We start from the raw sequence: 20,938 nt of genomic DNA, 5'->3' as shown, positions 1-20,938 counted from the left end.
TAGAATTATGAAAAATCTATTTAAGCTATTGTATTTTATTCTATTTGCCCTAAATGCAAGTTGCCAAACTTTACCATTAAATTCTTTGGAAACCCCCAATACTGGGGGCTATCTAAAAGACATGGACAACGTACTACCACATTGGGTGGGGACCTGGAAAGGAATCTCCAACAACAAGGAATATACTTTTCAGTTTACTACCTTTCCAGAACATCTATATACTTTTCCAAGTGGAAACTATTATTACATTGATGAGCTTAAAGGCAAATTCAAGGTAGTGGATTTGATAACCAATCAGGTTTTATACAATGATTTAATGGTAGTCAATTTTGAAGATTATAAGATTGAATTATCGGGTTATGGCAACAACATTGGTTATGTTTTTTCTTTTCGGGATAATGAGGCACATTGTTACAACTATGCAGAGTTTACTTTATTAAAAAATCCTTCCAATCCCAATCAGATTAACTATGCAGGATTTGAATATAAGGGGCTCCTTGATGCCAGTGGTTGCCAATATGGCCAGCAACAAAACATACCGATGTTTTTGCCTAAAGTGACTTTAACCCTGACGCGACAGCCATAAAAATTGAAAACCACTGGTTTTAAATAATAGAACCAGTCGTTTTTATCAATAAAATAGAATCATGAAAAATCTATTTAAACTACTTTGCTGTCTTTTGCTTACACTAGAAGCCAGTTGCCAGACATTGCCCTTGACGACATCACGTTTTGATGCTCCAAATGGAGCTTACTTGAAAGATATGGATATCGTATTACCTTTTTGGACAGGAACTTGGACAGGAATTTCCGACAACAAGGAATATACTTTTCAGTTTACCACCTTTCCACACCACCATGTTGTTCTCTCAAATGGGGATTATTTTTACGAAGATATTCTTAAGGGAAAATTCAAAGTAGTAGATTTGATAACCAATCAAGTTTTATATAATGATATGATGGTAACTAATTTTGAGGATTATAAGATTGAATTAACAGGTTATGGCAACAATATTGGTTATCGTTTTTGTTTCCGTGACGATGAGGTACATTGTGATAACTTTATAGAATTTACACTATTGAAAAATGCTTCCAACCCCAATCAGATAACTTATACTGAATTTGGATATATAAGTTACTTTTATTTTGATTGCCAATATAGCACCCAACAAAACATACCGATGTTTTTACCTAAAGTAACCTTGACATTGACTCGACAGCTATAAAATTATAAACGCCTGTTTTTTGAGTAATTAAGGCAGTCGTTTTTATAAGTAAAAAAGTTATGAAAAATCTATTAAAACTATTATGTTTTGTTCTATTAACTCTAAATGCGAATTGCCAAACACTACCATTAAATTCTTTGGAGGAACCCAATACTGGAGGGTATCTAAAAGATATGGATGATGTACTGCCGTTTTGGACAGGAACTTGGAAGGGGATCTCTAACAATAAGGAATATACTTTTCAGTTTACAACATTCATGCACCATTTAAACTCTTTTCCAAATGGGATTATTATTATATTGATGAACTTAAAGGCAAATTCAAGGTAGTGGATTTGATAACCAGCCAAGTATTATATGATGATTTGATGGTAACCAATTTTGAGGATTATAAGATTGGTTTAATGAGTTATGGCAACAATATTGGGTATAGTTTTTCTTTCTGGGATGATGAAGCACATTGTTATAACTCTGCAAAGTTCGCACTATTAAAAAATCCTTCTAATCCTAATCAAATTACGTATGCAGGATTTGAATATTATGAGCTCCTTGATGCAAGTGGTTGCCAATATGGCCAGCAACAAAACATACCGATGTTTTTACCTAAAGTAACCTTGACACTGACTCGACAGCCATAGATGATAAAACGACTGGTTTTATTATTTTAAAACCAGTCGTTTTTATTAATAAAATAGAATCATGAAAAAAATATTAATTTTAACAGTGCTTTTATTTAGCTTTTATGTTCAAGCTCAAACATTCGATATAACTAGTGGTAATGTCATTCAAGATATCCCTACTGGCGGATATATAAAAGACATTGATGGTCAATTCGATAAATTTTCAGGGACTTGGGTATGGACAAATGGTGACGAAAAAGTAACCTTTAAATTACAGAAAGTAACACATCAACTTTTCACTGAATATAGTTCCTATGAAGATTATATGATTGGAGATTATTCATATACTAAAAACTACGGTAACGAAGTTGTTGTCAATACAATTAACCCTGCCTTAAGTCTTTTGCCAGAGTTCCACCCTATGTACACGGGACGCCCAGAAAGTGACACAACAATTGATTTTATTTTTACGGATGTAATAATCAATAAGGGATACTGTAGTGCTATTTTTGAATTCTTACCCGGAAGCACTACTCAAATGAAGCTTATCTTAAAGAACAGTGATGGTCCTATAGGGTTTAAGGTTGACGAAGGAGAACCAATAGATATTCCTCCTCCTTTTAATTTTGGTTTTACCATTCCTAATAATATTGTATTGACTAAACAGCCTTAGAATATTGAAACGACTGGTCTTAAATAATTAAAACCAGTCGTTTTTTATTCTTTTTACTCCTAATGGGTTGCAATTAAAAAATAGAATTATGAAAAAAAATATTGTAAGACTATTGCTTTTTACCTCTTCTATTATCAATGCACAAGTTGTAGATCTAAAAAGTCCAAATCACCCAGCAGATATGACACAAGGAAGTTACATCAAAGACGTTGATGCAGACTTTGATAAATTTGATGGTACTTTGGATATGGACAGATCTCCATTATAAGAAATAAAAATGATGAGAACAATAGCCTTGGTATTACTCCTCTTACTTGATTTTACGCTGAAAGCTCAAACCCCAATTTTCAATCTCGAAGATAAAGACCGTATTTGGGAAAAAGGAGCCTACTATAAAGACCATCATAATCTTTTGACGCCTTATGTGGGCACCTTTATCTATACAAATGATACTATCAGCCTTAAGATTGTAATGAGGAAGAAAAAAGAACAGCATTATATGAACTATTATGAGGAGGACATCCTGATTGGCGAATATGAATATAAAGTGCGTGATCGTATTATTGTATCGACACTTTCCAGTTCAAGCACTGATGCTATCAATATTTGTGGCTATTCAATTTCAGGAAATACCTTATTAACCAATACAAATAGGCCTTTTTGTAACGAGTGTGAAGCAAATGAATTGAGATTACGATTACGTTTTTCGGACAAAGAGTTAGAATTAGGTGGTTCTATGATTACAAGAAAAACTATTCTTAACAATCAAGAGGCCATCAAGGTATTTATCAGATGTGAGCCACAAACTGTTTATTATGGCGATGTACTTCCTCCAACACAATTTAGAGTTCCCGATGGGGAATATATTTTGATAAAACAGTTTTAGGAACATTTATTGTCTGATAAAAAATCAACTAACAAATACTTGTTCGATTGTATCGGATAGTAATGTTTTAGAAAATAGATTATCTATTCCTATTTAGATAACCCAATAGCAAAGCTTTGTAAAGGCTATTTGTACTTGCATAAAAAGCCTTCAAACCTCCCTTTCACCGATAAAAACTCACCGTTTATCGATTTTCTTCAAAAATCAACCACCCTTCAAAAGCATCCATTCACTCACGAATGGGGTGCATCTACATAATGCCTCTTTAAATGTTTGATTATCAGTTGAGGCTACTATACTTTTACACTATCAAAATGAAACAAACCTTTCAACAAGACATAAAAAAATAAAAAAATAACTTCAAAAGTAACAGTATCATGAAAAATGTAATCGTAATCGTAGCAATCGTAGTAATCGCAATCTTAGGTTTATCTTCTTATAATACTAATGATATTGAAGTGAAGAGAAACGAATCGAACTCAACTTTGTTGGCTTCATTGAATAATGGTGGGAACGGTGCAGGTACTGGCTTAGGAAGTAGTAGTGGTGCTGGTAATAAAAAGGATTAAATTTAATTAATTTTAATATTTAAAAGGCTATCTTTATTAGATAGCCTTTTTTTATGTAGATAGTTTTACTATTTTTGGTTAACAATATCTTCAAATCTTGAATGAAAAAATATTTTTCTTTTTCTTTTTCCTTTCTTTAATTGGCTGTAAAAAAGACAATAGAGTCAATACTACTACTAATAATAATAGAGATGATAGTCTTGCTTATTTTTTTGAAAAAGCGAATAGTGATTCTATAGCTTATGAAAGCAGACAAAAATATACTCAAAAAGCAATTGCGCTAATATCTAAAGATAAAAATGATTCTATGAATAGAGTCAATTATTTTAAAGTTGCCAATCGTTATTTTAATATGAAAGCAATGGAAGATTATAAAAAAATAACTTCATTGCTTATTGAAAATTCAATTAAATCAAAAGATACCGCAGCATTAATAAAAGCTTATGGTTATATGTCTGATTATTATGTATCTAAAAAAATTTACGACAGTACATATGTATATATATATGAGCTAGAAAAGCTATATGGTCATTTAAAAGACAATGTCAATGCTTCAAGAAACCTTTTAAGTAAAGCTATATTGCAACATAACCAAAGTGACTACTTGGGCTGTGAAAGAACTGTCTTTACAATGTTGAAAAAATTAAGACTCAATAATAATTATGAGATGCGATATGAAGCTTATAATCTTTTAGGTATTACTTATGGAGAATTAGCTGAATATAAACTCTCAAAGTACTATTACGGATTGGCATTAGATATTGCGGAAAGAAAAGAAATTCCCCGTGAGTATCAATATAAGGCTACGGTTTTAAATAATTTAGGAACTCTTTATAGAAAGCAAAATAAAGATGACGAGGCTTTGAAAGTTTTTAAGAAGGCTCTTGTTCAAGATAGTCTCTTTGTCGATAGGCCATATATTTTTGCAATGATAAAAGATAATATGGCATATTCGGAGTTTAAATTAGGAAATCATAAACACTTGCCAGAATTGTTTTTAGAAGCCTTAAAAATTAGAGATAGTCTGAATGTTGTTCCTGGAATTATTATTAATAACATACATCTCTCTGAATATTATGCTTTTAGGAAAGATACTTTGAAAGCCATAGATTATGCAAAGAGAGCTTATAATGTAGCGAGTGATAATAATGAAGTAAGAGAGATGTTGCCTGTTTTGAAACAACTGTCAAATGTAGAACCTCAAAAAGCACTTCAATACTCAGCTGAATACTATAAAATAGATGACAGCCTGAAACTAGCCGAAAGAAGGATAAAAAATAAATTTTCTCGCATTGAGTATGAAACGGAAGAACTTGTATTAGAAAAAAACAAACTCGTAGAACAACGAAAAACCCTAATCTATATCGCATTAGGAATTGTCTTGCTCGGTGTTTTTGCCTATATCATCCGTTCTCAAGCCGCAAAAAACAAAGAGTTGCAATTTCTGCAAGAGCAGCAACAGGCCAACGAGGAAATCTATCAACTGATGCTCAACCAGCAAAACAAGATCGAGGAAGTGCGGCAATTGGAAAAAAAGAAAATCGCACAAGACTTGCACGATGGTATCCTGGGGAAACTCTTTGGCACCCGACTCAATCTAGGAACGCTCAACAACCAAGTTGACAATGAGTCCATAGAATCCCGAAAAAACTATATTGAGGAACTTAAGATTATCGAACAAGAGATACGGGAAATTTCGCACGACCTTAACTCCGAAAAAACCGCCATTTTCAATAACTTTGTCTTGATGGTGTCTAATTTTATTGAAACCCAACGAACGGTTTGCAAGGCTAAAATCGATTTTACTATGGATCCAGCTATTGATTGGAATGCAATCGATAACATGGCAAAAATAAACTTATACAGAATTTTGCAAGAAGCCTTTCAAAATATCAACAAACACGCTGAAGCCAAAAATGTTTTTGTTACATTCGCACAAATTAATTCAATAATCGAACTCAAGGTAGAAGATAATGGAATTGGGTTCAATTATCTGAAGAAGAAAAAAGGAATTGGTCTAAGTAATATGAGGACAAGAATCAATAGCTCAGCAGGAACAATGTCCGTGGTGTCAGAATTAGAAAAAGGAGCAGTATTGAGATTTGAATTGCCTATCGAGAAACCCCAAATTTAATATATACCCTAATGAAAAAAATGATTCAGTTGCTAATGGTCGACGACCATCCTTTTATTTTGCAAGCCTACAAAAATACTTTGAACGGCTTTAAAAAGGAAGAGTATGAGATAATTACGACCGACGCCGTCAATGGCGAAACAGGCTACAATGTGATTGTCAATAGCCCCATTGACTTTGATGTTGCCTTTCTTGATATTAGTATTCCGCCCTACTCGGAAAAAAATATTGAGTCAGGCGTTGATTTGGCTTTGCTTCTAAGAGCAAAAATGCCAAAATGTAAAATATTCTTGCTAACCATGCATACCGAGAAGTTAAAGTTCAAGTATTTTTTCGATACTATTCGGCCAGAAGGTTTGGTCGTAAAGAATGATTTAACTTTCGAAGAATTGATCTTTGCTTTCGAGAAAGTACTTTCAGGAGAAAGCTACCTGAGCGAAACGGTTATTAAAATGATTGAAGAGCTCGAAGCTTAAATCATTTAAGAGGTATGAATGCTTTGAGCTATTCTTCGCTCAAAGCATTCCATCCTCTTGCTCTTAATTCTATTTTTGTATTCGCTCTCGTGATGAGGTGAATTCCTTCGCTTTCCTGGGTCATGTGACCAATAATTGTAAAATTTGGATTTCCTTTTATCTTGTCAAAATCTTCCATCTTGATCGTGAAAAGCAATTCATAATCTTCGCCACCATTGATGGCAACTGTCGTGCTATCGATATTGAATTCTTCGCAAACATTGATCAATTGAGGATCAATCGGGAGCTTGTCTTCATATAGATTACAACCCACTTTTGATTTTTTGCATAAATGAATAATTTCTGATGATAATCCGTCAGAAATATCAATCATCGAAGTTGGTTTTATTTCCAAGGCGTGAAGTAACGTTCGAACGTCTTTTCGAGCTTCGGGTTTCAATTGTCTTTCAATCAGATACGTATAGGCATCCAAATCAGGTTGCGAATTTGGGTTTACCAAAAACACTTGTTTTTCCCTTTCTAAAACTTGCAATCCCATATAGGCAGAACCTACATCACCTGTAACTACTAATAAATCGGTTGAAGTGGCTCCATCTCTATACACAATTTCTTCGGCATCGGCTTCGCCCAAAGCGGTAATGCTGATGATCAATCCTTTTTGGGAAGAAGTGGTGTCGCCACCGATAACATCCACGTTATATTCTTTTGCCGCAAGGGTGATTCCTGCAAATAATTCTTCGAGTGCTTCCAAAGGAAAACGATTAGAAACCGCTACAGAAACCGTGATTTGTGTAGGCTTTGCATTCATGGCACAAATGTCGGAAACATTGACCACGACTGATTTGTACCCGAGGTGTTTCAAAGGCATGTAGGCCAAGTCGAAATGGACACCTTCGATCAATAAATCGGTAGAAACTACAATCTTCTTGTCTTTAAAATCCAAAACGGCAGCATCGTCTCCAATTCCTTTTAAGGTGGAAGGTTGGTTGATTTCGAAATTTTTGGTCAGATGGTCAATCAATCCGAATTCGCCCAATTGCGAAATACTGGTTCTTTGTGGAGTTTTATCTTCTATCATTGTTTTGAGTATCAAAGTTGCAAAGGTACAAAGTTGTAGAGGTTATTCCGAATTAAAAAAAATGTTAAATAAAACTGTAACAAAAAGGCAGTAGGTTCTACTTATAATTTAAATCAATTAAAAATAACCAATTATGAAACTTAAAATTAACAACTTAAGTAAGACGTATAAAAACGGAGTGAAAGCCTTGGATAATCTGAATTTAGAAATTGGTTCGGGAATGTTTGGACTTTTGGGTCCAAATGGAGCAGGAAAATCTTCGTTGATGCGAACTATCGCTACTTTGCAAAAGCCGGATTCGGGTTCAATTGAATTTGACGGCATCAATGTTTTGGAAGATAATATGTCTTTACGTAAAATTTTAGGTTATCTGCCACAGGAATTTGGGGTGTACCCGAATATGTCGGCCGAAAAATTATTGGAATATTTTGCCCGATTGAAAGGAATTTCATCTGCATCTGATAGAAAAAAAATCATCAAGGAAGTACTGGAAGTGACCAATTTATGGGATGTTCGTCATAAAAGCGTGAGCGGTTATTCAGGCGGTATGAAACAACGTTTTGGTATTGCACAATTGCTTTTGAACAATCCAAAATTAATTATTGTGGATGAACCAACGGCAGGTCTTGATCCGGCAGAACGTCACCGATTCTTGAATGTTTTGAGAGAAATTGGAACCAACCATACTGTTATTTTTTCGACACATATCGTGGATGACGTGAAGGAATTGTGCCATGAACTTGCGATATTAAACGGCGGACAAATTCTATATCGTGGAACTCCAAATGATGCCGAAAAAGAGCTGGAAGGCAAAATGTGGATGCGAATTGTTGAGCGTGAGGAATTGGAAGCTTTTTCTACTAATTTCAATATTATTTCTTCAAATTACAACCAGGACAATACACTAAATATTCGTGTTTACAGCGAGTTTCAGCCAAATGAAACCTTTGTTGCGGCAAAGCCTCAACTTGAAGATGTATATTTTGTTGCACTTAAAAAAGAGACCGTATAATGTTAGGCACTATATTTTCATTTGAATTTAAAAGATGGTTCAAGAACCTATCTTTTTATTTGTATTTCGCCATATTCTTCACCCTTTCCTTTTTTATAATGGGTGCGGCTGTAGGATATTTCGATTTTTTAGGAACAACAACTGCTTCTAACACGATTGTTAATTCGCCAATTGCCATCAATGCCATTTTAAACGGACTTTCTCAATTGGTTTATTTTATTATTCCAACGGTTATTGGGGCTACGGTTTACCGGGATTTTAAATACAACACCCATACTATTTTATATTCCTATCCATTTAATAAATTCGATTATCTGGTTGGAAAGTTCTTGAGTGGATTCTTGATCACGATTTTTATTACTTTTTCAATTGGACTCGGATTTTTATTGGCTACGGTTTTGCCTTTCGCCAATGAAAGCCTTTTGGGACCAATTAGTATCTGGGCTTATTTTCAAGCGTATGTGATTTTTGTAATCCCGAATATTTTCTTCATCGGAACCATCATTTTTGCTTTGGTAACCTTGACCAGAAATGTGTATATCGGGTTTATTTTTGTGATTTTGCTGTTTATTTTTCAAGCCTTGTTAGGGAACATTACTAACGATATGGATAATAAATATGCCGCAGCTTTGGTGGAACCTTATGGATCTGAGGCTTTGAATTATGTAACCAAATATTGGACTATTGAGGAACAAAATACAAAAGACATTCCGTTTGACGCTGTAATTATTTACAATCGTTTGATTTGGATTGGAGTGTCGCTTTTGGTCTTTATTGCCTTGTATTTTACTTTTTCGTTCACGCATTCGCCTATAACTTTTGGTAGAAAAAAGAAAGCTGAACGTGTCACAAAAAATAACTTCGGAAGTATTATCCGCATTAATTTACCAACAGTAAATTATGATTATTCTTTCTTTCAAAATTTAAAAACAGCTTGGAGCATCTCTAGTTTTGAATTCAAATTGATTACAAAGAACTGGATTTTCATTACGATTGCTTCGGTTTTAGTGCTTTTTGTATTAATCTCTGGTTTCTCTTTGGGTCAGGAATTATATGGAACTCGAACCTATCCTGTGACTTGGAAAGTCGTGGATAATCTTGGCGGAACTTTTAATTTCTTTATCAGAATATTGATCTTTTTATTCTCAGGATATTTGCTTCAATTGGCAAACAATAGCCGAATGGGCAATTTGGTAGATTCGACACCAATACCAAACTGGACCTTGCTTTTGTCTAAATTCTTGGCACTTTTGAGGATGACCATCGTGATCCTGTTTCTTGGAATGTTGGCGTGTATGCTGGTACAAGTGTATTACAGTTATTATAACTTCGAAATCCTGCATTACATCAAGGAGTTGTTCGGATTTAGGTTAATTAGTTATGTGATATTAATTGGATTTTCGTTGTTTATTCAATCGTTTTTCAAGAACTATTTGGCTGGATTCTTTGTGATATTGGTATTGCTTTTGGCTTTGCCTGCGGTTTCAGCCTTGGGAATTGAACATCCAATTTTTAGTTTCAACTCAAGTCCCGGATATGATTATTCAGATATGAACCAGTACGGATCATTCCGTGGTTATTTCATCTATAAAATATATTGGCTTTTATTGATTGCTTTCTTCTACGGCATTACACTTTTATTCTTTAGAAGAGGAATTTTGGCTGGAGCCAAAGAGCGACTTAAAATTGCTGGAAGAAGAATGAGACCGGCTATTTTGATTCCAACATTTGTAGCATTGATTGCTTTTATAGGTTTAGGAACGGCAATTTACCGTCATGATACTGTTGATCAGCCTTATTATTCGAGTCAGGAATTAGAGTTGCAACAGGTAGATTTTGAGAAAAAATACAAGAAATACGAGAATTATCCACAGCTTAGAATTGTAGATGTAAAAGTGGATATGGATATCTTCCCAAAAGAACGTAATTATGATGCCAAAGTTAACTATGTGATGGTGAACAAAACCGATAAAAACATTGATTCGTTGTTCGTCAACTATGGAGATAATTTGAAAGCTATTACATTCGAAACAAAGAATAAATTGGTTTCAAAAGATACCGTGCTTCGTTTTGACATCTACAAACTAGAAAAATCTATACTTCCAGGTGATACACTATTGGTGAACTTTGAAGTTAAGAATCGCCCGAATACATTTTTAGAAGACCGTTCGCCTGTTATAGAAAACGGAACATTCCTCAATAACCGTATGTTTCCGATGTTTGGCTACAACGAATCAGGTGAAATTGCTGACAATGACATCCGTAAAAAATATAAATTGCCTGCCAAAGAACGAATGGCTGCCACCGATGACGAGCATGCAAGGGAAAACACCTATATTTCTAATGAAGCAGATTGGATCACATTTGAAACTACAGTAAGTACTTCCGATGATCAAATCGCAATTGCACCAGGTTATCTTCAAAAGGAATGGAACGAAAACGGCCGACATTATTTCCACTACAAGATGGATCAGAAAATGCTAAATTTCTATGCTTTTAATTCGGCTAGATATCAAGTGAAGAAAGAGAAACTCAATGGTGTGAATTTAGAAATTTACTATCATGAGGGTCACGAATACAATCTGGACCGAATGATGGATGCCATGAAACGTTCATTGGAATATTATTCAGAAAATTTTAGTCCGTATCAGCACAAACAGGTTAGAATTATCGAGTTTCCGAGAACAATGGGAACCTTTGCACAGTCGTTTGCAAACACTATTCCATTCTCTGAAGCCATTGGTTTTATTGCCAAAGTAGATGAGGAAGATCCAAATGCAGTTGATTATCCATTTTCGGTAATTTCGCATGAAGTTGCACACCAATGGTGGGCTCATCAAGTGATTGGAGCCAATGTGAAAGGAGCTACCTTGATGTCCGAATCACTTTCAGAATATAGCTCGTTAAAAGTTTTAGAACATAAATATGGCAAACCACAAATGCGTAGGTTCTTGAAAGACGCCCTTGATGGTTATTTGATGGGAAGAACTTTTGAGTGGAAACATGAAAATCCGTTGATGTATAACGAAAATCAGCAGTACATCCACTATCAAAAAGGATCCTTAGTTTTATATGCTATGAGTGAATATCTAGGTGAGAAAAACTTTAACAATATCTTGAAAGGTTATGTAAAAGAGGTGGCGTTCCAAGAAGCACCCTATACGAATTCGATCGAATTTGTAAATCATATTCGCAAAGGAACTCCCCAAAAGTATCAATATTTGATTGAAGACATGTTTGAAACCATTACCTTATATGACAACAAGGTAGAAAAGGTAACGTCTAAGAAATTACCAAATGGCAAATATCAGGTTGATATTAAATTTACGGTTTCCAAATACCGTTCTAATGATAAAGGGAAAAAGCAATTTAAAGACAAAAACGGCAAGACGCTAGCTTACAAAGGAAAATCAAATATTGAATCCTATCCTTTAAATGATTTTATTGAAGTGGGAATCTTTGGAGAAAAAACCAAGAAAGGCGACTTTGAATTGGAAAACGAACTGTACAACAAGCGTTATAAAATTGATCATATAGCCAATAAGTTAACGATAATTGTTGATGAACTTCCAAAAGAAGTGGGAGTCGATCCTTATAATAAACTGATTGATACCAATTCTGAAGATAACAGAATGAAGTTGTAATCCTTCTAAATTTGACTGAAACCTCCGATAATCTCGGAGGTTTTTTTATGAAAACTACTAGTTCACACATTTCAATGTCAAATAAATCAATAGATGACGTTTTTTTTTCACAATTTTCACACAGTTAAGCGAATCATTCTATATTTGTAGCCTCAAAACGAAGATATATTTTCATTCTGTAAACTATTCGCACTACACCTTTCGTCTTGAAAATGAAACAACCATTAATATTTAACTTTTTAGTAAAACTGAAAGAATAGCCAGATAATTCCAGAAGTAGTATTTTCGTGGCCATTTTGTATGCAGTATAACATCATTAGAAAAATGACAAAAATAGTTTCGACACCTCTCCTTTTATTGCTTTTTTTTGTGTCATCCCAAAGCGTTTTTTCACAGTGTTTCCAGATAGAAAGTATTTTAGTTGCCGCTTGTAGTCCTACACCAAATACGGAAGGATATAACGAGATGGTGCGGTTTCAAGTAGGACCAAATCCTTTAAATACAAGTAATCTTGTTGTTGATTGGCCATCAAATGGTTGGGAAGGACTTGTTCAAAACCCAATAACAGCATCACAAGTAGCAACTTTAAATGCAGATATTGATGCAGTTGGGGGATGTGGTAATTTGCTGGAACCAATTGGAGGAGTACTTCCTGCAAATGCATCGGTTATTTTAGTGACAAGCTATCTGATGGATACAGATTCAAATTCATTTGGAGCATTAGCTGAGGATACCTATATTATTTTTCAAAATAATCTTTCAAATACTGCGGGACACTTTGCTAACTACAATGTGAATCCGGGTTTAAGAACGCTCGAAATTACATTTACAGGAGCTGGCGGATGCACAGATACCGTAACGTATGATAGAACTTTATTAACTGGTAGTATTGGTGACACCGTATTGTTTACTCCATCTGGAACAGCAAGCTATGATAATTTTGGATGTTCTGCTCCAATCCCACCTTTTACGGTTGATGCAGGAATCCCTTCCACATCACCTGCTTGTGCTGGAACAACCATTTCGTTATTAGGTACTGTAGAAGGTCAACAATCTTTACTATGGACAGCTCCTACGGGAACCTTATCAGACCCAACTATTATTGGAACAAATTATACCATTCCAGGAGATGCTGCTGGACAGTCGATTACGATAACGCTAACCGCTACTAATAGCTGTGGGGCTTCAATAACAGATACCCTAATTGTAAATGTTACAAGCTCAACTGTACCTACTTTTAATTTACCAACAACACTTTGTACGGGAGCTACTGCACCAGCGTTGCCCACTACTTCTTTAAACGGAATTACTGGAACATGGTCGCCTTCTGCAATCAATAATACGGCTGACGGAAGTTATGTTTTTACTCCTACAGCAGGTCAATGTAGTAATTCTTTTACTCTAAATGTAACCGTTAGTTCTGGAGTTACTCCTGTTGTAGAATTTTCATATCCTACACCCGTTTGTGCAACCTTAACATCGCTAATGCCAATCCTAGATCCAGGATTCACAACTGGCGGAACTTTCACTTCAGATACAGGATTAACCATCAATCCATCAACAGGAGAAATCAATGTTTCAACTAGCACTCCAGGAGCTCATAGTATCATTTATACAGTAGTTGCAAACCCTGCAGCTTGTTTGGAAGCAGGTTCAGATTTTTTTACCATCCAAATCACCAGTTCAATCCAACCAATTGTTGGGTTCAGTTATCCAGTGGAAGTTTGTTCAAGCAATCCGCCAGTTTCGCCAACTACAGATCCAGGATTTGTAACCGGAGGAACTTTTACTTCTGATGCAGGTTTGACAATCGATCCTGCAACTGGAACAATCGATGTGGTTTCAAGTGCTATAGGCTCTCATGAAATCACCTATACTCTTCCAGAAGACCCTACGATCTGCCAAGAAGAAGGAATAGATACTTTTACAATTTTAATCACAAATGCCATAACCCCGGTACTGAATTTTTCCTATACGACTCCAGTTTGCACAAGCAGTACACCCATCATGCCAACAACAGCAACAGGATTCGCAACGGGCGGAACTTTTGGCTCGACCACAGGTTTAAATATCGACCCAGCAACAGGAGAAATAGATGTTGCGGGAAGTACTCCGGGTTCGTATACCGTAACCTATATACTCGCTCCAGATCCTGCTACTTGTAATCCAGGCGGAAACTTTCCAGCGAATATAACCATCAACGATTTGGCTCCAGCCGTTGTGAACTTTAGCTATACAACGCCAGTTTGTCCAAATGATCCTCCTGTAAATCCAATTCTCCCTACCGGATTTACCTCTGGTGGAACGTTTACTTCTGATGCGGGTTTAAGCATTAACCCTTCAACTGGTCAAATTAATGTTGTAGCAAGTACACTCGGGATGCACGTCATTACCTATACGGTTTTGCAAAATGATACTACTTGTACAACTGGCGACAGCGACACCTTCAATTTCACAATTGATGCCACAGCTGCAATAACTCCAATCACAGGACCTACTTCGCTTTGTGTGGGCGAAACCATCCAACTCTCTAATGCAACTCCGGGGGGAACATGGTCGAGTAGCGACGAAAGCGTTGCAACGGTCGACAACAACGGACTTGTAACTGCTCTTTTCTCTAATTTTGTAGATATAATTTATACGCTAAACAATGGTTGTGCAAGTGACACGCGAACTACCATAACCGTTTATGAAATTCCACAACCTGTCTTGCAAGATCGTTACTTGTGTATCAGTAATGTGACAGGAAATCCTTTTAACTCAGTGCGAATTGAATGTGGTATTCCAAATCAAGGCTACACTTTTACATGGACTTTGGACGGGAATCCATTGCCTACAACAACAAATACACATGTCGCTACTGAATTAGGAGTATATGAAGTTACGGTAACCAATGATGTTAGCGGATGTAGCAATACGGCAAGCTGCACGGTTTTGCCTTCTTCAACTGCAGTTGCAACGGCAACCGTTGGAGAAGATTTCAACCAGAATCAAACCATAACGGTTGATGTAACAGGAGGTTCTGGCGACTATTTGTTCCAATTGGATTATGGAGTTCCACAGGAAAGTAACGTTTTCACGTATGCACATCAGGGCGAATACACCATCACAGTTATCGATCAAAACGGTTGTCAGGATTTGGTTCTGACGATTTTTGCCATCAATTACCCACGTTATTTTACTCCAAATGGCGATGGTTTTAATGATTTCTGGAAAATAGAAGGCATCACCGATTTGAATGCCAAAACTCACATTTTCGACCGATTCGGGAAACTAGTAAAATCATTAAATGCATCTGGTGAAGGATGGGACGGAACGTTAAACGGAGAACAATTGCCTTCAACCGACTATTGGTTTCAATTATTATATGAAAACCGAGATGGTGTCAACAAAGAATTCAAAGCACATTTTTCGATGAAAAGATAGGCAGATTTACTACTATTAAGCTGTCATTAGACGAAGGAGAAATCTCATAATACTGTTTAAGTATTTTATGAGATTTTTTCATTTAATCAAAAGCAATTTTAATTTTTGTACATTTTAAATTTTTCAAAAACCTACTGACAAACTGTTGTCACTTGCCCCATTTATCTTTGCTGTATAATCATTAAAAAACAATAATTATGATCGCAACAGCCCAAGTTATCAGTCAAGAAGATTTAGTAAAACACTGGCAAGGACACCGAAACCTGACCCGTAGAGTAATCGAACTTTTTCCAGAAAAAGATTTTTTTGAATTTTCAATTGCAGGGATGAGAACCTTCGCACAATTAACATCAGAGCTTATTGCCATTGGAGCTCCAGGTTTAAAAGGAATTGTAAATAGAAAAGTTGAACCTTTTAAGGAAGAAGCCGAAAAGTTTACAACAAAGGCTCAATTCCTCGAACAATGGGACCAGGATACTGCATCAATCAACGACTATTGGGAACAATTGAGCATGGAAGATTTTAGCGACACCTTCAATCTTTTTGGTCAATATGAATTCCCAATCATTCAAAATATCTTTTATTTTATTGATAACGAAGTGCACCACCGTGGTCAAGGTTATGTCTATTTGAGAGCCCTTGGAATCGAGCCTCCATTTTTCTGGGAGCGATAGCCTTTCATAAACCATTAAGGAGTTAGTAAAGCCCAAGAAAGCTTAATAAACTAAATTCCTTAATGGTTTTATTTTTGTTTGATGTTTTGATGCATTGTTCTAAACACACAATACTTTTTTAAAAAAAAGATAAATTTAAAACTTTGCTTCTAGTCCAACTTTTGTTTTTTCAATCAATTCCAAAACTCTTACTTTCAAATTTTCGGGCTCTAGAATAGTAGCATAATCGCCAAACGACAAATACCAACGAGGGAAATATTCGTCGATATTTTGGCACATAAACGTCATTTCAACAGCACCACCAATTGTTTTTTCCGAAACAAAACCGTGGTGCTTTTTTTCTTCGGCAATATATTTTGCAATTTTTTTATCCACCCGAATGACGATTTTGGTCGTAGCCAATTGTTTTTTATCTTTTTCTAAATAAAAATCCAGTGGTTGATGCTCGATGGCAAATGGAGCACTAGTATTTTTTATCGTATGAATTCGATCCGTTCGAAACTGTCGATAATCTTTTCGCAAGTGGCAATAGCCTAAAAAGTACCAGTTGTTATGGTCATGAAAAACACCAACAGGTTCGATACATCTTTCCGTGATGCAATCGGCTTCAATGGCTTCATAGCCTAGAATAATTTGGGTTTTTTCGGCTATACTTTTAAAAAGCAAGGCCAAACTATTAGGAGCTTTCTCATTGATGGTTTTGCCCGAAGTTTGCATCAACACATTCGATTCAATCGAAGCCACAAAATCTTTATCAGCTCCTTGAAGCACCGCTTTCAACTTATACATCGCCGAAGCATAATGGCTACCAAGTGCTGCATCCGTAAATTTCTGCATCAGTTTTTCTGCAGCAATAAAACTACTAGCTTCTTCTCGCGTAAACATAACGGGAGGCAAACGATAACCTTCCATTAGCGAATAACCAATTCCAGCTTCACTATAAATTGGAACTCCCGAAGCTTCCAAAGTCCGAATGTCGCGGTAAATCGTTCGCAAACTCACCTCAAAACGTTCGGCCAATTCCTGTGCCTTTACAATCTTCTTGGATTGCAATTGGATGAGGATGGCGACAATTCTGTCAAATTTTTTCGGGGTTTCGTCCATGGTGGAAAGTGTTTTTTCAAAGATACAAAAAGAAAAAACCCAATAACTTTCATCATCGGGTTCCGTCTTACTACTTAATTCTATTATCTTATTACTAATTCCCCTTTCGGGGTTTAGGGGGCTTTAATCATTCAACTTCAAAACCGCCATAAATGCTTCTTGCGGAATCTCAACATTACCCACCTGTCTCATACGTTTCTTACCTTTTTTCTGTTTCTCCAAAAGCTTACGTTTACGGGAAATATCTCCTCCGTAACATTTTGCAGTAACGTCTTTTCTCAACGCTTTGATCGTTTCACGAGCAATTATTTTTGCTCCAATTGCGGCTTGAATCGGAATGTCAAATTGTTGTCTCGGAATCAATTCACGCAATTTTTCGGTCATTTTCTTACCGATGTTGTAGGCGTTGTCTTCGTGGATCAAAGCCGAAAGTGCATCCACAGTTTGACCATTCAACAATACATCCAAACGAACCAATTTCGAAGTTCGCATCCCAATTGGAGAATAATCAAACGAAGCATAACCTTTAGAAACGGTTTTTAATCTATCGTAGAAGTCGAATACGATTTCTGCCAAAGGCATATCGAAATTCAATTCCACTCTTTCGGTCGTCAAATAGGTTTGATTGGTAATCTGGCCTCTCTTTTCGATACACAAACTCATTACGTTTCCAACGAAATCAGCTTTTGTAATGATGGTTGCCTTGATAAAAGGTTCTTCCACACGGTCCAAACGGGAAGGTTCTGGCAAATCCGATGGATTGTTTACGACAAATCCAACTTCTGGTTCTTTTTTGGTATAAGCCAAATAGGAAACGTTGGGAACCGTAGTGATTACGGTCATATCAAACTCTCTTTCCAGACGTTCCTGGATGATTTCCATGTGCAACATTCCCAAAAATCCACATCGGAACCCGAAACCTAAAGCGGCAGAACTTTCAGGTGTAAATACAAGTGAAGCATCGTTCAATTGTAGTTTTTCCATCGAAGCTCTCAAATCTTCATAATCTTCGGTGTCAACCGGATAAATTCCGGCAAAAACCATTGGTTTTACATCTTCAAAACCGGTAATCATATTGGTGGTTGGCGTTTTGGCATCGGTCAAGGTATCCCCAACTTTTACTTCCTTCGCCTCTTTTATTCCAGAAATCAAATAGCCTACATCTCCAGTAGAAATCACGCTCTTTGGCACCTGATTCAACTTTAATGTTCCCACTTCATCAGCAAAATATTCATTGCCGGTGGCCATAAATTTAATCTTTTGCCCTTTTTTTATTTCTCCATTTACTACACGGAAGATAACCTCGATTCCACGAAACGGATTGTAATGTGAATCGAAAATCAATGCCTGTAAAGGTTCGTCTTTGTTTCCTTTTGGAGCCGGAATTTTTTCGATGATGGCAGCCAAGATATTTTCGACACCAAAACCAGTTTTTCCAGAAGCGTGAATAATATCTTCTAATTTGCAACCTAATAAATCAATGATATCGTCGCTAACTTCTTCTGGATTGGCACTTGGCAAATCGACTTTATTCAAAACCGGGATGATTTCTAGGTCATTTTCTAAAGCCAAATACAAGTTCGAAATCGTTTGTGCTTGGATACTTTGTGCAGCATCTACAATCAGAAGTGCTCCTTCGCAAGCGGCAATTGAACGGGAAACTTCATACGAAAAATCGACGTGTCCAGGAGTATCAATCAGGTTTAGGATATAATCTTCACCTTTATATTTGTATTCCATCTGGATGGCGTGACTTTTAATGGTAATACCACGTTCACGCTCCAAGTCCATATTGTCAAGCAACTGAGCCTTTTCCTCACGGGCGGTTACGGTTTGTGTAGCACCTAGCAAACGGTCGGCCAATGTGCTTTTTCCATGGTCAATATGTGCAATAATGCAAAAATTCCTAATATTTTTCATTGTTGTTCGGTATCAATTTTAATAATGAGCGAAAGGTTTTTCTTTGCAAAATCAATCTCTTTCACGACTTTTCGCCTATCCCTCTAAAGGTAAGGATTTAATCGGCAAATATAGTTTTTTAGTCTGTAACTTAAAAGGTAAAAAATAACAAGCTAAAAGTTTCTTTTTTTGAGGTATCACTATTTATAATTGGACTTTTCTCAAAAGTTCGGAAAAATGAAGGACGCTGCTTCTTGGCATTGTAAAATATCGGACATTTGTGGTCTCAAACCAAGTTGTTATGGAATTCAGGTTTATCAACAGGTTCAACACCCGCCCCAAATTAAAAGGTTATAAATATGCAAAGGAATCCTATCTTGTAAGGATCCGTTGGGCCGTTTCGTTGTTTTATTTCGCCATGGGATTGTGTTCCTCGACCTGGGCCAGTAGAATTCCAGATTTGAAGTCTTCGCTAAACTTAAGCGAAAGCGAACTAGGGACCATTTTATTTGCCATTCCGCTTGGACAATTATTAGCGATGCCGTTTTCTGGAAGACTTGTTGCCAAATTCGGAAGCCACAGGACTATCTTGATTGCAATGGTTTTGTATGCTTTTATGATGACCAATATTGGTTTGGCCTCGACTCCTTTACAACTTTCATTCGTGCTTTTTATTTTCGGGATTTTTGGAAATTTTACTAATATTTCAGTAAATACGCAAGGTGTTTATGCCGAAGGACTCTACAAGCGAACCATCATGTCGTCGTTTCACGGAGCTTGGAGCACGGCTGGATTCACTGGAGCATTGATTGGTTTGGTCATGTTGGCATTCGGACTGAAACCTTATATTCATTTTATCATTGTTTTTGGGCTTGTTCTTATTGTGATGTCGCTGAATTTTAGGCATCTGATTAAGGCTAAAGCCAAAAAACAACTCGAAAAAAAGAAATTTTTTACCAAACCCGATGCTACCCTTTTGTGGCTGGGGGTGATTGGTTTTTGCTGTATGGCAAGCGAAGGGGTGATGTTTGACTGGAGTGGAGTTTACTTTAAAGATATCGTAAAAGCTCCTGGAGCGTTAGTAATTCTTGGTTATACTTCGTTTATGATTATGATGGCTACCGGAAGATTTGTAGGCGATAAATTTATTCTCAAATTTGGACGAAAAAAAGTAATGCAAATCAGCGGGGTTATGATTTCGGCTGGACTTTTTACGGCTGTATTTTTTCCTTATTTGATACCTTCTACAATAGCTTTTATGGTGGTTGGATTGGGAGTTTCCACTATCGTTCCGACGGTTTATAGTGTTGCTGGAAAAAACGAAAGTGTTTCCCCGAGTGAAGCTTTAACCATAGTTTCGAGTGTTAGTTTTCTTGGATTTTTGATGGGACCTCCGATAATTGGTTATATTGCAGAAGCTTTTGGATTGAAATTTTCGTTTGCTTTTATTGGGGTATTTGGGTTGTTTATTACTTTTTTGGCTTCTAGGATAAAGGCGATTCAGTAGCTTAAAATAAA

General features: G+C 36.2%; 18 protein-coding genes. 15 read left to right on the top strand and 3 right to left on the bottom strand.

Translation table 11 applies throughout. The annotated features are described in order from the left end of the window. The first annotated feature begins 7 nt into the window (after positions 1-7). From G508_RS18370 to G508_RS18365, 10 genes are all read left to right on the top strand, one after another. The gene (locus G508_RS18370) at positions 8-586 is read left to right on the top strand and encodes a hypothetical protein (RefSeq protein WP_035693810.1); all 579 of its coding nucleotides are present in this window, start codon (positions 8-10) and stop codon (positions 584-586) included. 61 nt (positions 587-647) lie between these two features. Next, on the top strand, positions 648-1,226 hold the full coding sequence (locus G508_RS0100915; protein WP_157485846.1) for a hypothetical protein: 579 nt from the start codon (positions 648-650) through the stop codon (positions 1,224-1,226). Between the two features lie 59 nt (positions 1,227-1,285). Next, complete coding sequence (locus G508_RS0100910; RefSeq protein WP_026703559.1) at positions 1,286-1,555, top strand: hypothetical protein; 270 nt, start codon at positions 1,286-1,288, stop codon at positions 1,553-1,555. Next, positions 1,555-1,863: a hypothetical protein gene (locus G508_RS0100905; protein ID WP_035693807.1), complete on the top strand. Its 309-nt coding sequence runs from the start codon at positions 1,555-1,557 to the stop codon at positions 1,861-1,863. The genes G508_RS0100910 and G508_RS0100905 overlap by 1 nt, the downstream gene beginning before the upstream one ends. A 61-nt stretch (positions 1,864-1,924) precedes the next feature. Further along, entirely contained in the window at positions 1,925-2,518 is a 594-nt protein-coding gene (locus tag G508_RS0100900) for a DUF6705 family protein (protein WP_026703557.1), read from the top strand. 88 nt (positions 2,519-2,606) lie between these two features. Then, positions 2,607-2,786, top strand: coding sequence for a hypothetical protein (locus tag G508_RS0100895; protein ID WP_026703556.1), 180 nt, complete (start codon positions 2,607-2,609; stop codon positions 2,784-2,786). 9 nt (positions 2,787-2,795) lie between these two features. Further along, positions 2,796-3,404 (top strand): DUF6705 family protein, encoded by a 609-nt coding sequence (locus G508_RS0100890; RefSeq protein WP_026703555.1) that lies wholly within the window; start codon positions 2,796-2,798, stop codon positions 3,402-3,404. A 377-nt stretch (positions 3,405-3,781) separates the two neighbouring features. Next, the gene (locus G508_RS0100885; RefSeq protein ID WP_026703554.1) at positions 3,782-3,973 is read left to right on the top strand and encodes a hypothetical protein; all 192 of its coding nucleotides are present in this window, start codon (positions 3,782-3,784) and stop codon (positions 3,971-3,973) included. Between the two features lie 97 nt (positions 3,974-4,070). Further along, a complete protein-coding gene (locus G508_RS0100880) occupies positions 4,071-6,107 on the top strand; it encodes a tetratricopeptide repeat-containing sensor histidine kinase (RefSeq protein WP_084625892.1) in 2,037 nt (678 codons plus the stop codon). Positions 6,108-6,118: 11 nt separating this feature from the next. Beyond that, positions 6,119-6,583 carry a response regulator gene (locus G508_RS18365; protein WP_051197372.1) on the top strand — a complete coding sequence of 155 codons (465 nt, stop codon included), beginning with the start codon at positions 6,119-6,121 and terminating at the stop codon, positions 6,581-6,583. A 28-nt stretch (positions 6,584-6,611) separates the two neighbouring features. Here the strand turns inward: G508_RS18365 and thiL are convergent, their stop codons facing one another. Continuing rightward, complete coding sequence (gene thiL / locus G508_RS0100870; RefSeq protein ID WP_026703552.1) at positions 6,612-7,661, bottom strand: thiamine-phosphate kinase; 1,050 nt, start codon at positions 7,659-7,661, stop codon at positions 6,612-6,614. A 133-nt stretch (positions 7,662-7,794) separates the two neighbouring features. Between thiL and G508_RS0100865 the strand changes: the two genes are divergently transcribed. The 4 genes from G508_RS0100865 (at position 7,795) to G508_RS0100845 (ending at position 16,417) form a co-directional block, all read left to right on the top strand. Then, on the top strand, positions 7,795-8,673 hold the full coding sequence (locus tag G508_RS0100865) for an ABC transporter ATP-binding protein (RefSeq protein ID WP_026703551.1): 879 nt from the start codon (positions 7,795-7,797) through the stop codon (positions 8,671-8,673). Beyond that, the gene (locus G508_RS0100860; RefSeq protein ID WP_026703550.1) at positions 8,673-12,317 is read left to right on the top strand and encodes a M1 family aminopeptidase; all 3,645 of its coding nucleotides are present in this window, start codon (positions 8,673-8,675) and stop codon (positions 12,315-12,317) included. Before G508_RS0100865 ends, G508_RS0100860 begins: the two co-directional genes overlap by 1 nt. Positions 12,318-12,641: 324 nt before the next feature. Further along, the gene (locus G508_RS19365) at positions 12,642-15,743 is read left to right on the top strand and encodes a T9SS type B sorting domain-containing protein (RefSeq protein WP_026703549.1); all 3,102 of its coding nucleotides are present in this window, start codon (positions 12,642-12,644) and stop codon (positions 15,741-15,743) included. A 197-nt stretch (positions 15,744-15,940) separates the two neighbouring features. Next, positions 15,941-16,417: a DinB family protein gene (locus tag G508_RS0100845; protein WP_026703548.1), complete on the top strand. Its 477-nt coding sequence runs from the start codon at positions 15,941-15,943 to the stop codon at positions 16,415-16,417. A 135-nt stretch (positions 16,418-16,552) separates the two neighbouring features. On the opposite strand, the gene G508_RS0100840 is transcribed toward G508_RS0100845, so the two are convergent. Together G508_RS0100840 and lepA are read right to left on the bottom strand one after the other, a co-directional pair. After that, the gene (locus tag G508_RS0100840; RefSeq protein ID WP_035693804.1) at positions 16,553-17,521 is read right to left on the bottom strand and encodes a helix-turn-helix transcriptional regulator; all 969 of its coding nucleotides are present in this window, start codon (positions 17,519-17,521) and stop codon (positions 16,553-16,555) included. A 123-nt stretch (positions 17,522-17,644) separates the two neighbouring features. Then, positions 17,645-19,441, bottom strand: a complete 1,797-nt coding sequence (gene lepA, locus G508_RS0100835; RefSeq protein WP_026703546.1) for a translation elongation factor 4 — start codon at positions 19,439-19,441, stop codon at positions 17,645-17,647. A 280-nt stretch (positions 19,442-19,721) separates the two neighbouring features. On the opposite strand from lepA, the gene G508_RS0100830 reads away from it, so the two are divergent. Next, positions 19,722-20,927, top strand: a complete 1,206-nt coding sequence (locus tag G508_RS0100830; protein WP_035693801.1) for an MFS transporter — start codon at positions 19,722-19,724, stop codon at positions 20,925-20,927. The last annotated feature ends 11 nt before the right edge of the window (positions 20,928-20,938 follow it).

Origin of the sequence: Flavobacterium soli DSM 19725, assembly GCF_000422705.1 — a bacterium.
GTDB lineage: Bacteria > Bacteroidota > Bacteroidia > Flavobacteriales > Flavobacteriaceae > Flavobacterium > Flavobacterium soli.
The sequence above is the reverse complement of the archived record's forward strand: the minus strand, read 5'-3'. Positions and strand labels throughout refer to the sequence as shown.

Coding starts and splice junctions, on each gene's coding strand:
- G508_RS0100840 (WP_035693804.1), bottom strand. CDS start 17,521: ATGGACGAAACCCCGAAAAAATTTGACAGAATTGTCGCCATCCTCATC.
- G508_RS0100845 (WP_026703548.1), top strand. CDS start 15,941: ATGATCGCAACAGCCCAAGTTATCAGTCAAGAAGATTTAGTAAAACAC.
- G508_RS0100890 (WP_026703555.1), top strand. CDS start 2,796: ATGATGAGAACAATAGCCTTGGTATTACTCCTCTTACTTGATTTTACG.
- G508_RS0100915 (WP_157485846.1), top strand. CDS start 648: ATGAAAAATCTATTTAAACTACTTTGCTGTCTTTTGCTTACACTAGAA.
- G508_RS0100895 (WP_026703556.1), top strand. CDS start 2,607: ATGAAAAAAAATATTGTAAGACTATTGCTTTTTACCTCTTCTATTATC.
- thiL (WP_026703552.1), bottom strand. CDS start 7,661: ATGATAGAAGATAAAACTCCACAAAGAACCAGTATTTCGCAATTGGGC.
- G508_RS0100830 (WP_035693801.1), top strand. CDS start 19,722: ATGGAATTCAGGTTTATCAACAGGTTCAACACCCGCCCCAAATTAAAA.
- G508_RS0100860 (WP_026703550.1), top strand. CDS start 8,673: ATGTTAGGCACTATATTTTCATTTGAATTTAAAAGATGGTTCAAGAAC.
- G508_RS18370 (WP_035693810.1), top strand. CDS start 8: ATGAAAAATCTATTTAAGCTATTGTATTTTATTCTATTTGCCCTAAAT.
- G508_RS0100865 (WP_026703551.1), top strand. CDS start 7,795: ATGAAACTTAAAATTAACAACTTAAGTAAGACGTATAAAAACGGAGTG.
- G508_RS19365 (WP_026703549.1), top strand. CDS start 12,642: ATGACAAAAATAGTTTCGACACCTCTCCTTTTATTGCTTTTTTTTGTG.
- G508_RS0100885 (WP_026703554.1), top strand. CDS start 3,782: ATGAAAAATGTAATCGTAATCGTAGCAATCGTAGTAATCGCAATCTTA.
- lepA (WP_026703546.1), bottom strand. CDS start 19,441: ATGAAAAATATTAGGAATTTTTGCATTATTGCACATATTGACCATGGA.
- G508_RS0100900 (WP_026703557.1), top strand. CDS start 1,925: ATGAAAAAAATATTAATTTTAACAGTGCTTTTATTTAGCTTTTATGTT.
- G508_RS0100910 (WP_026703559.1), top strand. CDS start 1,286: ATGAAAAATCTATTAAAACTATTATGTTTTGTTCTATTAACTCTAAAT.
- G508_RS18365 (WP_051197372.1), top strand. CDS start 6,119: ATGAAAAAAATGATTCAGTTGCTAATGGTCGACGACCATCCTTTTATT.